The following is a 12,274-nucleotide window of genomic DNA, read 5'->3' as shown; positions in this document are numbered from 1 at the left end:
GAACCATGGAATACTTCGATGAGCCCGCGCGGGTGCGTGCAGGTCGGAGCGCGCCCAGGCACACCGGCGGCCGCGAAACCTCCGCGGCGGTCGCCGTCTTGCCATGATAATTGCCGCGGCGGCCATCGCGCGGAGGTTGACGTTCACGTCCTCCTCGCCAAGGAGATCCAGGAGACAATGAACGTCGAAGAAAAACTCCTCAACATCCTCCTCGTCGAGGATGACGAGGTCGATGTGATGAACGTCCGCCGGGCGTTCAAGCGCAACAACATCTCGAACCCCCTCTGGGTCGCTGGCAACGGCGTCGAGGCGCTCGAGATCCTGCGCAGCGGCGTCATCCCGGTGGAGCGCCGGCTGATCCTGCTCGACCTGAACATGCCGAAGATGAACGGCATCGAGTTCCTGCGCGAGCTGCGGGCCGATCCGGATCTCGTGGCCACGTCGGTTGTCGTGCTGACCACCTCGAACGACGACCGTGACAAGGTGGGGGCCTTCAACCTCAACGTGGCCGGCTATCTCCTCAAGCCCGTCACGTTCCTCAGCTTCGTCGAGCTCATGGCAGCGCTCAACAAGTACTGGAGACTCGTGGAGCTACCTTAGCGAAATTCGCCGTCTTTCTGACCGCCTTCACGGCGGGCGGAGAGGCGGCGAGGCGCGCTGATCGCGATGTGACCTGCCCGAGGCCGGCCACGCGCACGAGATCTCCGTGCAGCTCGCGATGTGACCTGGCGGAGGCCGGCTACTTGCTGCGCTTGACGACGCCGAGGGCCCGCTGCGCCGCCTTGACGGCCGCCTGCGCCTCCTTGCCGTCCACCCCTGCGAGCGCCGCCGTGATCGCGGTCGCGACCTCGCGCCGGCTGTGCGGGTGCACGTCGGCGAGCTTCAGGTAGAGCTGCGCCTTCTCGGCGAGATCGGCGCCGCCGCGCCGCGCCTCGATCCGCTCGAGCAGGCAGCCCGCCACCGCGGCGTCGTCCATCTTCTTCAGCGCGTCGAGCGCCGCCGCCCGCTTCGCGAGCTCCGGCCGCGCCTCGATGAGATCCACGAGCGGCGCGAGCGCCACGGGGCCGAACGCGCGGATCGCGTCCGCCACGATGCCGGGCTTGTACCCCTCGGCGTAGGCCGACAGGAGCTCGCTCAGCCCGCGGACGTCGCCCAGGTAGCCGAGCGCGTACGCGGCGATCTTCGCCTCCCGCTCGTCCTCGCCGCGGCTCGCCAGCCTCCGCACGAAGGTCTCGACCATCTCGACGTCGCCGAGCTGGGCGAGCGCGTAGGCGGCCTCCTCGCGCACGCCGCGGGCGGCGTCCGCGTAGAAGGCGCGGCGGAGCGCCGGGAGCGCCGCGAGGTCGCCCAGCTCGGCGAGCGCCTTGAGCGCCTCGCCCCGCTCCTCCTTTGTCGGCGCCGCGCCGAGCGTCTTCGCGAGCTCCTGCACCCGATCCATCCGGGCGGCGCGGCGCGCGCGCACCGCGGCGCCGCCCGGCCCGGGCGACTGCGCGACGTCGATCGCGTCCAGCGCGTCGCGGGCGAGCGCCCGCAGGCCGGCGTCCTTGGCGTGCTCCGCGACCTTGCCGAGCATCGCCGCCGCCTCGCCGCGGGCCGGGCCGCCGTGCTGGACGACCGCCTGCAGCACCCGCACCGCGGTCAGCTTCGCCACGCGGCCCGCCTTCACCGTGAGCGCCTTCTCGGCGGCGGCGATCGCCTCGGCCCCGAGCGGCGCGAACGTCCTCGCGATCGTCGGCGTCGCGGTGCCGTCGGCCCAGATCGGGAAGATGCTCTGGACGAGCTCGCTCGCCGGGAGCGACGCGTAGTAGCGCGCGTGGTGGACCGCGGCGACGTAGCGGCTCATCGTGCCCGCGGCCCGGCGCCGCGCCACCTCGTCCGGGGGGAGCGTCTCGTCGGGCCGCGCCACGGCGACGCTCTCGTAGGTCGGCACGCGCTCGATCGTCTTGCCCTCGCCGGCGCGATCGATGTGGGTCGCGCCGGCGAGGCGCACGAGCGCCATCTCGAGCACCTGGTAGAGCTTGATGAAGTCGTCGAGCCGGTCGGCCGGCTCGGGCTTCTGCGGCAGGCTCTGGAGCAGCGCGGCCTGCTTCTCGAGGCGGAGGTCGCGGAGCCGCTCGGCGAGCGGGTCCGTCACGCGCGCGCTGAGCCCGGTCAGGCCGGTGGCGAGCGCCTCGGCGAGCTCCTCGCGGACCTCGCCGAGCGCGATGGCCGCGGGCGAGGCGCCCGCCTCGCGGGCGGCGGCGTTCCACGCGGAGCCCTCCAGCGGCCCGGTCCGCGCCGCGGCCCCCTGCTCGATGACCGGGAGCAGCGAGAGGCCGAGCGGGCCCTCGACGATCGCGGCGAGCGGCCACAGGACGGGCAGGGCCGCGTCGATCCCGACGTCGCCGAGCAGCGCGCGGAGCCGGGCGTCGCGGAGCGAGCCGGCGAGCCGCTCCTCGAGCGCCGGGTCGTCGGGCAGGTGGAGGGCCTCCCCCTTGTCGTCGACCGCCGAGAGCCGCGCGCCGCGCGCGAAGAGCGTGTCGGTGAGCACGGCGACGGGCACGAGGTCGGGCGCGAAGACGTCCTTGCGGTGCTCCTGGAGGGCCGCGAGGGCCGCGCCGACGTCGGGCAGCGCCCGCGCGAGGACGGCCTCGAGGGCGCCTGTGTCGAGCGGGCGCTTGTCGCCGAGATCGGTGAAGTCGACGCGGAGCGGCGGGTAGCCGGGGTAGGTCGTCGCGCGCGCCCCGGCGAGCACCTCGCCGGCGAAGCTCCGCTTCGGCTCGGTCCGCTTCGCCAGGAAGGCGGGGAGGATCTGCTTTTCGCTGAAGTGCCGGCCGGACTCGAGGTCGAGGAAGCGGCTCTCCCGGATGACGAAATCGTCGCTCGTGGTCCGCGTCGAGAAGGCGTACTCGACGAGCGTGAGCCCGTCCGCGGGCTTCCGGTCGGACGCCTTCCACGTCTTGCCGACGAGCTCCTCGACGTGGCGGTCGTCGAGCGGCTCGCCCGCGAGGTGCTTCTCGAGCTTGCGGGCGGTGAGCAGCAGGTCGGCCATCAGGTTCGCGTAGGCGACCGCCGGGAGCGCCCCGCGGCGCGCTCCCGCGGCCTGAGGACCGCCCGCGGCCTGTCCGCGAAGCAGCGCGGCGAGATCGAGCGTCCGGGCCGAGAGCCGCCGGAGGCGGTTCTCCCGGAGGCCCTCGGCGAGCTTCTCCATCTGCTCGATGCGGTCGGCCCCGATCGCCGCGACGCCGGCCACGCCGAGCTCGCGCACGAGCGTGCTGACCTGCTCGACGCCCGACTTCATCAGGGCCTGCGCGTTCGCGGCGCCCTTCTTCACGCTCTTGCGCGCGTTCTCCCCGCCCGGGGCGCCGGGGGGCGCCGCGTCGCTCACGGCGAACGACTCGGGCGCGCGCGCCCAGGCGACGAGCAGCGCCGCCGCGTGCTTGCAGAACGCGGTGCTGAAGGCCCGCGCCGGGCAGGTGCAGCGCCCCTTGAACGCGGGCGCCGGCGCGTCGCTGTAGACGAGCGTCACCTTGTAGGGCGAGGCCCCCGAGCCCCTGGCGTCGCAGAACAGCTTGTTCTCGTGGCGCGCCAGGTTCAGCAGCTGCCCGCCGTCGTAGAGCAGCGTGCCCTTCTTGAGCTCCCCCGCGTCCTGGATGAACGCCCGGAGCTCGGCGGCCCCGATGCGCTGCACCTCGCCCGGCGCCGCGCTCACGGCGCCTCCGCGGGCGCGCGCGCCGGGTGGATCTCATCGTGCGGGAGCAGGGGAGCGGCGGCCGACATCGGCCCGGAAGCCTATCATGGCCAGCGGCGCGGCGGCTCCTGGCGCTACCCCTCGCCGAGGTGCGGGTAGTCGACGTAGCCGCGCGGGCCGTCGGAGTAGAAGGTCGCGACGTCAGGCGTGTTGAGCGGCGCCCGGCGCGACAGGCGCTCGGGCAGATCGGGGTTGGCCAGGAACGGCACGCCGAAGGAGACGAGCTCCGCCACGCCGGCGCGCAGCGCTTGCTCCGCGGCCTCCAGCGTGTAGCCGCCGTTCACGACGAGGGCGCCGCGGAACCGCTCGCGGAGGAGGGTCGTCACCCGCTCCGGGGCGTCCGGCGGCTCCCCGGCGATCGGCTCCACGACGTGCAGATAGACGAGCTTGCGCGCGGAGAGCTCGGCGGCGACGTGGCCGAAGAGCGCCTTCGGATCGGAGTCGCTCATGTCGTTGAAGTCGGCGGTCGGCGAGACCCGCACGCCGACCCGGTCCACGCCGAACACGCCGGTCACGGCGTCGGTGATCTCGAGCAGGAACCGCGCCCGGTTCTGGATCGAGCCGCCGTACCGGTCGGTCCTCCGGTTCACGCCGTCGCGGAGGAACTGATCGATGATGTAGCCGTTCGCCGCGTGGATCTCGACGCCGTCGAAGCCGGCGGCCTTGGCCTGGCGCGCCCCGTGCTCGAACAGCGCGACGACGCCGGGGATCTCGTCCGTCTCGAGGGCCCGCGGGGTGCTGTACGGCTGCGGGCCCTCGGCCGTGTGCGCATGGCCCTTGCGGATGGCGATGGCCGAGGACGACACCGGCGCCTGTCGGTTCGGCTGGAACGAGACGTGGGACGCCCGCCCGACATGCCAGAGCTGCAGGAAGATGCGCCCGCCCGCCCGGTGGACCGCGTCCGTCACGAGCCGCCACCCCTCGACCTGCGTGTCGGTGTGGATGCCCGGCGTGCGGAGGTATCCGATGCCCTGCGGGCTGACCTGCGTGGCTTCGCTGATGATGAGGCCGGCCGAGGCGCGCTGCTCGTAATACCGCGCGTGGAGCTCGGTCGGCACGTGGCCCTCCGCGCGTGAGCGCGTCATCGGCGCCATCACGAGGCGGTTCGGCAGCGACAGGGGACCGAGCGCGTAGGGGCTGAACAGCAGGTCAGATGCGGTGGTCACGATCGATGCTCCTTGTAGAAAGGACGCTGCTTCCGAAAGGGAAGTGGCATCCGTCCAGCCAGGAACATGGATCGCCGCTATCTCATGTCAAGGCACTTCCTTTTTGGTAGTGAAGCGGTCATGCTGCGACATCGGGACGAGCCATGAAGCACCCTTGCCAGCACCTCTGCGACAGGTTCCAGGCGGCGATGGCCGTGCTCGCCAAGCCCTGGAACGGCCTCATCATCGCGACGCTCGAGGAGGGCGCGCTGCGCTTCGGCGAGATCGGCGAGCGGCTCGACGCGATCAGCGATCGGATGCTCTCCAGCCGGCTGAAGGAGCTCGAGGCGCTCGGGCTCGTGGTGCGGCGCGTCCTGCCGGGCCCCCCCGTCCGCGTGGAGTACGAGCTGACCGACGCCGGGCGGGGATTCGGCGAGGTGGCGCAGGCGATCTCGCGCTGGGGGGAGCTGCTCGAGGAGAGCGCGGCGCGCGGCGGCGGGGCGAAGGGCGGCGCGCGCGCGGCGAGCAGCCAGCGCGCGGCGCGGCACGTGCCGGCGGCGAAGCGCGCGCGGCCGCGGACCGCGCCGGTACGCAAGGACGCGTGACGGAGGTCACGGAGGAGTCCGCCGGATCCAGTGCTCTGCTCAGGGACAGCCTGATGTCGAGCGCTCGTATCGCACGGTCGCGCGATGAATGCCTCTTGCGAACTCCAGGAAGGCCTTGCCGATCGGGGCAAATGGTGATGTGATCCGAGGGCTTCGCACGATCGGAACCCGCCGATGACGCGGAGCGTCAACGCGATGGCGTCCTCTGGGCGCCGCGGGGGATCCTCGTATGGCCCTGCAGCACCAGCGCCGACCCGCGGGGATGAGGCTCGCGCACCAGTTCTGGTTGTCGCTCGTCGTCCCGATCGCGATGGCGATCCTGCTGTATGGCGTGTTCGCCTCGGCGCACCGCAAACAGGTCCTGCGGGACGAGGCCACGGCGGAGCTCCGCAACTACGCCACCCTGCTTCAGGCGTTCGTCGAGAGCGCGCTGCAGCGCAAGGACATCGCGCTCGTCCGGCGGCGCGCGGAGCACTTCGCGAGCGCCGAGCGCATCCTGGGCGTCGCCGCGTTCACCAGGGAAGGCGAGGCGGTCTTCATCACGGAGGGGGTCAAGCGCGAGGCGGAGCGCCTCGAGGAGTTCGCCTACCGGTCGTTCCGTGAGGGCGGAGACATCGAGGAGCCCGCCCGTCTGGTCGGGCAATCGGTGCTGATCCGCACTGTCTCCATCCAGCCGAGCCGCGCCAATCCGCCCCTGGTGGCCGTCCTTGTGCGCGACCGTCAGTACATCGAGGTGCTGGAGGACACGTTGAATCACGGCCTGGCGGCGACTGGCGTCGTGCTGCTGCTGGTCAGCGCGATCGTGGCCGGGCTCGTGGGGCGCTTCACCGTCGCGCTCCCGGCGGGGGCCATCCTCTCCGGGGCCGAGCGCGTGGCCAGCGGGGATCTCGACGCCGCCGTGCCCGAGAAGGGCGCGGAGGAGCTGTCGCGTCTGGCCCATGCCTTCAACACGATGACGCGGTCGCTGCGGGAAGCCCGGGAGCGCGCCGAGCGCGAGGAGGCGGCGCGGGTGAACGTGGAGCGCAGGTTGCAGCAGGCGCAGGCGCTCGCCGCCGCGGGGCAGGTGGCGACCTCGCTCGGCCACGAGATCGGGTCGCCGCTGAACGTGATCCAGGGCCGCGCGCGCCGCGCGGCCGACCTGCCCGGGTGCCCGGAGCACCTGCGCGCCGAGCTGGAGACGATCGCGCGGCAGTCCGAGCGGATCACGCGTGTCGTCTCCCGCCTCGTCTCCCTCGCTCGGCCGTCGCGGCCGCAGCAGGAGGACAGCGATCTCCGGCGCGTGATCGACGACGTTGTCGCCTTCCTGGGCCCGGAGTGCAGGAAGCGCGACATCGAGACGAGCGTCCTGTGCCCGCGCGACAGCGGCGCGTGGGCGCGCGTCGCCCTCGACTCCGATCGCCTGTTTCAGGTGGTGTTCAATCTATGCCTGAACGCCATCGAGGCTCAGGACGGCGGAGGCGAGCTCGTGGTGCGCGTGCTCCACGAGTGCGAGGGCCCGGCGGGCGCTCGCGCCGTGTGCTTCGAGATCGAGGACGCGGGTCCCGGGGTCCGCGCCGAGGACGCGCCCCAGATCTTCGAGCCGTTCTTCACGACGAAGGCGACCCGCGGCGGGAGCGGCCTTGGCCTCGCCATCGTTCACGGAATCGTCCAGGAGGCGGGCGGATCCGTCGAGGTCGCCTCCTCGCCGACCGGCGGGGCGCTCTTCCGGGTCATCCTGCCCACGATCATCGCCGGCTCGCCGGAGAGCAGGAAGGCGAGCGCGGAGGCGAGCTCAGCAGTTGGCATGAAGACGAGCCCAGCAGTGAGTTGAAGGCGAATCCGGCGATGACCGGGATGACCGGAGATGACCGGAGATGAATCGGGTGACGAGCACAGGGGGCATAGAGGAAGGGTCGAAAGGATGAGTTTGAGCTCACCGAACGTGTTGATTGTCGAGGACGACGATGACCTTGGCCGGTTCGTCGTTGACATCGCGACGGACCACGGCTATCGGGCGACGCACGTCGTCGATGCTCTGTCGGGCCTCCGACTGCTCCCGTCCGGCAAATTTGAGCTGCTGATCACCGACATCCGCATGCCGGGCATGGACGGCATCGAGCTGATCGCGCGAGCCAAGGAGCACGACCCGTCCCTGGCGATCATCGCCATCACCGCGTTCGGCTCCGTGGAAACGGGGATGCGCGCCCTCCGCGTCGGCGCCTCCGATTACCTCTCGAAACCTTTCCGCTCCGATGAGCTAAGCTCTCGCATGCGGCGCGCGCTCGAGCGCCGCGCTCGCGACATCGAGCACGCTCGTCTCCAGCGACAGGTCGAAGAAGTTCTGCGCCGCGGCAAATCGTGAGAGAGCGGCGCACAAAGGCCTCGTGACGCCGCCCTTCCCTGGCCTCGTCGAGGCCTGAACAGCCCAGGCGGGATCGAGATTTCCAGGCGCGCACTCGCCCTTCAGGAAGGTACTCATGCAACCGAACAACATCGCCGCGAGCTCGAAGGACAAGAGCGGGAGCGGCGCGAGCAAGAAGAAGCCGCCGTCCCGCAGGGGCGGCGCCGCCGGGACCCACCTCGATGTGCGGGAGATGCAGCTCCAGGCGATCCTGGAGGTGCTCAAGGCGGTGAAGGCGGGCAACTTCTCCGCGCGCGTCGGCATCGGCGAGGTGCCGGGGACGATCGGTCAGATCGCCGACGAGGTGAACGACGTCGTCCAGCAGCTGCAGACCGTCGGCTCGGAGATCACGCGCGTGGCGCGCGAGGTAGGTACCGAGGGCAAGCTCGGGGCGCAGGCCGAGGTGCAGGGCGTCAGCGGCACGTGGAAGGACCTCACCGACAACGTGAACGTCCTCGCGGGCAACCTGACCAACCAGGTGCGCAACATCGCGGTCGTGACGACGGCGGTCGCGAACGGCGACCTGTCGAAGCAGATCACGGTCGAGGCGAAGGGGGAGATCCTCGAGCTGAAGAACACCATCAACAAGATGGTGGAGCAGCTGCGCGCGTTCGCGTCGGAGGTGACGCGCGTGGCGCGCGAGGTGGGCACCGAGGGCAAGCTCGGGGCGCAGGCCGAGGTGCGGGGCGTCAGCGGCACGTGGAAGGACCTCACCGACAACGTGAACGTCCTCGCGGGCAACCTGACCAACCAGGTGCGCAACATCGCGGTCGTGACGACGGCGGTCGCGAACGGCGACCTGTCGAAGCAGATCACGGTCGAGGCGAAGGGGGAGATCCTCGAGCTGAAGAACACCATCAACAAGATGGTGGAGCAGCTGCGCGCGTTCGCGTCGGAGGTGACGCGCGTCGCGCGCGAGGTGGGCACCGAGGGCAAGCTCGGGGCGCAGGCCGAGGTGCGGGGCGTCAGCGGCACGTGGAAGGACCTCACCGACAACGTGAACGTCCTCGCGGGCAACCTGACCAACCAGGTGCGCAACATCGCGGTCGTGACGACGGCGGTCGCGAACGGCGACCTGTCGAAGCAGATCACGGTCGAGGCGAAGGGGGAGATCCTCGAGCTGAAGAACACCATCAACAAGATGGTGGAGCAGCTGCGGACGTTCGCCGCGGAGGTGACGCGCGTCGCGCGCGAGGTCGGTACGGACGGCAAGCTCGGCGGTCAGGCGCAGGTGCCCGGCGTCGCCGGCACGTGGAAGGACCTCACCGACAACGTGAACCAGCTCGCCGGCAACCTGACCAACCAGGTGCGCAACATCGCCCTGGTGACGACGGCCGTCGCCAAGGGCGATCTCTCGCAGAAGATCACCGCCGAGGCGCGGGGCGAGATCCTCGAGCTGAAGGACACCATCAACAAGATGGTGGAGCAGCTGCGCGCGTTCGCGTCGGAGGTGACGCGCGTCGCGCGCGAGGTGGGCACCGAGGGCAAGCTCGGGGCGCAGGCCGAGGTGCGGGGCGTCAGCGGCACGTGGAAGGACCTCACCGACAACGTGAACGTCCTCGCGGGCAACCTGACCAACCAGGTGCGCAACATCGCCCTCGTCACGAAGGCGGTCGCGAGCGGCGACCTGTCCCAGAAGATCGCGGTCGAGGCGAAGGGGGAGATCCTCGAGCTGAAGGACACCATCAACAAGATGGTCGATCAGCTGCGCGCGTTCGCCGCGGAGGTGACGCGCGTCGCGCGCGAGGTCGGCACGGACGGCAAGCTCGGCGGTCAGGCGCAGGTGCCCGGCGTCGCCGGCACGTGGAAGGACCTCACCGACAACGTGAACCAGCTCGCGGGCAACCTGACCAACCAGGTGCGCAACATCGCCCTCGTCACGAAGGCGGTCGCGAGCGGCGACCTGTCCCAGAAGATCACGGTCGAGGCGAAGGGGGAGATCCTCGAGCTGAAGGACACCATCAACAAGATGGTCGATCAGCTGCGCGCGTTCGCCGCGGAGGTGACGCGCGTGGCGCGCGAGGTGGGCACCGAGGGCAAGCTCGGCGGCCAGGCGCAGGTGCCCGGGGTGTCCGGGACCTGGAAGGACCTGACCGAGAACGTCAACGTCATGGCCTCGAACCTCACCTCGCAGGTGCGCGGCATCGCCAAGGTCGTGACCGCGGTCGCGAACGGCGACCTGCGCCAGAAGCTGGCCCTGGAGGCCAAGGGCGAGATCGCGTCGCTGGCCGACACCGTCAACGACATGACCTACACGCTGCGCGTCTTCGCCGAGCAGGTGACGACGGTCGCGCGCGAGGTCGGCATCGAGGGCAAGCTCGGCGGCCAGGCCAAGGTGCCCGGCGCGGCCGGCACGTGGAGGGACCTCACCGACAACGTGAACCAGCTCGCCGGCAACCTCTCCACGCAGGTGCGCGCCATCGCCGAGGTCGCGACCGCCGTGACCAAGGGCGACCTGACGCGGGCGATCTCGGTCGAGGCGCAGGGCGAGGTCCTTCAGCTGAAGGACAACATCAACCAGATGATCTCGAACCTGCGAGACACGACGCGCGCCAACCAGGAGCAGGACTGGCTGAAGACGAACCTGGCGCGCTTCTCCGGGATGATGGCCGGACAGCGGACGATCGAGGCGCTCTCCCGCCTCATCATGTCCGAGGTCACCCCGCTCGTCTCGGCGCAGCACGGGGCCTTCTACGTGCTGGAGTCCGAGGACAAGAACCCGACGCTGAAGCTCACGTCGAGCTACGCATTCCAGAAGCGCAAGGGCATCTCCAACCGGTTCTCGCTGGGCGAGGGGCTCGTCGGGCAGTGCGGCCTCGAGAAGAAGAGCATCGTCGTCACGGATCTGCCGGACGACTACATCCGGGTGAGCTCGGGCCTCGGCGACGCGCCGCCGCGCAACATCTGCGTCCTGCCGGTGCTCTTCGAGGGCGGCCTCAAGGCGGTCATCGAGCTGGCGAGCTTCCAGAACTTCACGCCCATCCACCTCACGTTCCTCGAGCAGCTCACGCAGTCGATCGGCGTCGTGTTCAACATGATCGGCGCCAGCATGAGGACGGAGGAGCTGCTCCAGGAGCTCCAGCGGTCCAACACCGAGCTCGGCTCGCGCTCGCAGGAGCTGGAGGAGAAGGCGTCCGAGCTCGAGATCAAGAACCGCGAGATCGCGCGCGCCAGCGCCTCCCTGGAGGAGAAGGCCAGGGAGCTGTCGCGCACCTCGAAGTACAAGTCCGAGTTCCTCGCGAACATGTCGCACGAGCTGCGCACGCCGCTCAACAGCCTGCTCATCCTCGCCAGGATCCTCGCGGACAACGAGGAGCACACGCTCACGCCGAAGCAGGTCGAGTACGCGAAGACGATCGCCGCCGCGGGGCAGGACCTCCTCCAGCTCATCAACGAGATCCTCGATCTGTCGAAGATCGAGGCCGGCAAGATCGACGTGAAGACCCAGCGGGTGTCGCTGTCCGAGCTCGCGGAGTACGTCGAGCGGAGCTTCCGGCAGATCGCCGAGCAGAAGGAGCTCGAGTTCTGGGTCCGGGTCGCCACCGGCGTGCCCTCGACGATCATGACCGACCTGCAGCGGCTCCAGCAGATCCTGAAGAACCTGCTGTCGAACGCCTTCAAGTTCACGTCGTCCGGGCGGATCTCGCTCGAGATCGAGGTGGCCGGCCGGGGGCTCACGTTCAAGCGGGAGACGCTCATCAAGGCGAAGACCGTCCTGGCGTTCGCCGTCACCGACACGGGCATCGGCATCCCGGCGGAGAAGCAGACGCTCATCTTCGACGCGTTCCAGCAGGCCGACGCCTCCACCAGCCGCACCTACGGCGGCACGGGCCTCGGCCTGACGATCAGCCGCGAGCTGGCCAGCCTGCTCGGCGGCGAGATCTCGCTGAACAGCACGCCCGGGCTCGGCAGCAAATTCACCCTCTACCTGCCGGCGGAGCGGCCGGAGCAGAAGGCCATGAAGCCGGCGCGCGCCGAGCTGCCCGAGCCGATCGCGCCGCTGCTCACGAACGGCTCCTCCTCGGTCGCGCTCACGGGGCGGAGCGTGCTCGTCATCGACGATGACGCGCGCAACGTCTTCGCCATCACGAGCCTGCTCGAGAGGCGCGGGGCGCAGGTGCTCCTGGCCGAGAACGCGCGGCACGGCATCGAGCTCCTGCGCGAGGCCGACTCGATCATCGACATCGTGCTCATGGACATCATGATGCCCGAGCTCGACGGTTACGAGGCGACGCGCGAGATCCGGAGCGATCCCCGCTTCAACGAGCTGCCGATCATCGCGGTGACGGCCAAGGCGATGCCGGAGGACAGGCAGAAGTGCCTGGACGCCGGCCTGAACGATTTCGTGGCCAAGCCCGTGGACGAGGGGCGGCTCATGTCGGTCATGCTGCACTGGCTGCGGCCAGATTGAGCC

General features: G+C 70.4%; 7 protein-coding genes. 5 read left to right on the top strand and 2 right to left on the bottom strand.

The window, feature by feature from the left end; genetic code table 11:
• Nucleotides 1-177 precede the first annotated feature (177 nt).
• Entirely contained in the window at nucleotides 178-600 is a 423-nt protein-coding gene (locus WME75_RS40290; RefSeq protein ID WP_437482058.1) for a response regulator, read from the top strand.
• Nucleotides 601-739: 139 nt separating this feature from the next.
• On the opposite strand, the gene WME75_RS40285 is transcribed toward WME75_RS40290, so the two are convergent.
• Together WME75_RS40285 and WME75_RS40280 are read right to left on the bottom strand one after the other, a co-directional pair.
• Nucleotides 740-3,691, bottom strand: a complete 2,952-nt coding sequence (locus WME75_RS40285) for a HEAT repeat domain-containing protein (RefSeq protein ID WP_437482055.1) — start codon at nucleotides 3,689-3,691, stop codon at nucleotides 740-742.
• Nucleotides 3,692-3,804: 113 nt separating this feature from the next.
• The gene (locus WME75_RS40280; protein ID WP_437482052.1) at nucleotides 3,805-4,896 is read right to left on the bottom strand and encodes an alkene reductase; all 1,092 of its coding nucleotides are present in this window, start codon (nucleotides 4,894-4,896) and stop codon (nucleotides 3,805-3,807) included.
• A 143-nt stretch (nucleotides 4,897-5,039) separates the two neighbouring features.
• Here WME75_RS40280 and WME75_RS40275 point away from each other — a divergent pair, with 143 nt between their 5' ends.
• The 4 genes from WME75_RS40275 to WME75_RS40260 all read left to right on the top strand — a co-directional run bounded on the left by WME75_RS40275 (nucleotide 5,040) and on the right by WME75_RS40260 (nucleotide 12,271).
• Nucleotides 5,040-5,480 carry a winged helix-turn-helix transcriptional regulator gene (locus WME75_RS40275; RefSeq protein ID WP_437482049.1) on the top strand — a complete coding sequence of 147 codons (441 nt, stop codon included), beginning with the start codon at nucleotides 5,040-5,042 and terminating at the stop codon, nucleotides 5,478-5,480.
• A 229-nt stretch (nucleotides 5,481-5,709) separates the two neighbouring features.
• Entirely contained in the window at nucleotides 5,710-7,290 is a 1,581-nt protein-coding gene (locus WME75_RS40270; protein ID WP_437482046.1) for an ATP-binding protein, read from the top strand.
• A 90-nt stretch (nucleotides 7,291-7,380) separates the two neighbouring features.
• The gene (locus tag WME75_RS40265) at nucleotides 7,381-7,821 is read left to right on the top strand and encodes a response regulator (RefSeq protein WP_437495020.1); all 441 of its coding nucleotides are present in this window, start codon (nucleotides 7,381-7,383) and stop codon (nucleotides 7,819-7,821) included.
• Nucleotides 7,822-7,936: 115 nt separating this feature from the next.
• Nucleotides 7,937-12,271 (top strand): HAMP domain-containing protein, encoded by a 4,335-nt coding sequence (locus WME75_RS40260; RefSeq protein ID WP_437482043.1) that lies wholly within the window; start codon nucleotides 7,937-7,939, stop codon nucleotides 12,269-12,271.
• Nucleotides 12,272-12,274: the final 3 nt, after the last annotated feature.

It is taken from the genome of Sorangium sp. So ce1014, from assembly GCF_051521505.1.
Classification (GTDB): domain Bacteria; phylum Myxococcota_A; class Polyangia; order Polyangiales; family Polyangiaceae; genus Sorangium.
This window is presented reverse-complemented; position numbering and strand designations above follow the sequence as displayed.

Excerpts from the sequence above, each read along its gene's own strand:
- WME75_RS40290 (WP_437482058.1), top strand. The coding sequence starts at position 178 with ATGAACGTCGAAGAAAAACTCCTCAACATCCTCCTCGTCGAGGATGAC.
- WME75_RS40275 (WP_437482049.1), top strand. The coding sequence starts at position 5,040 with ATGAAGCACCCTTGCCAGCACCTCTGCGACAGGTTCCAGGCGGCGATG.
- WME75_RS40260 (WP_437482043.1), top strand. The coding sequence starts at position 7,937 with ATGCAACCGAACAACATCGCCGCGAGCTCGAAGGACAAGAGCGGGAGC.
- WME75_RS40265 (WP_437495020.1), top strand. The coding sequence starts at position 7,381 with ATGAGTTTGAGCTCACCGAACGTGTTGATTGTCGAGGACGACGATGAC.
- WME75_RS40270 (WP_437482046.1), top strand. The coding sequence starts at position 5,710 with ATGGCCCTGCAGCACCAGCGCCGACCCGCGGGGATGAGGCTCGCGCAC.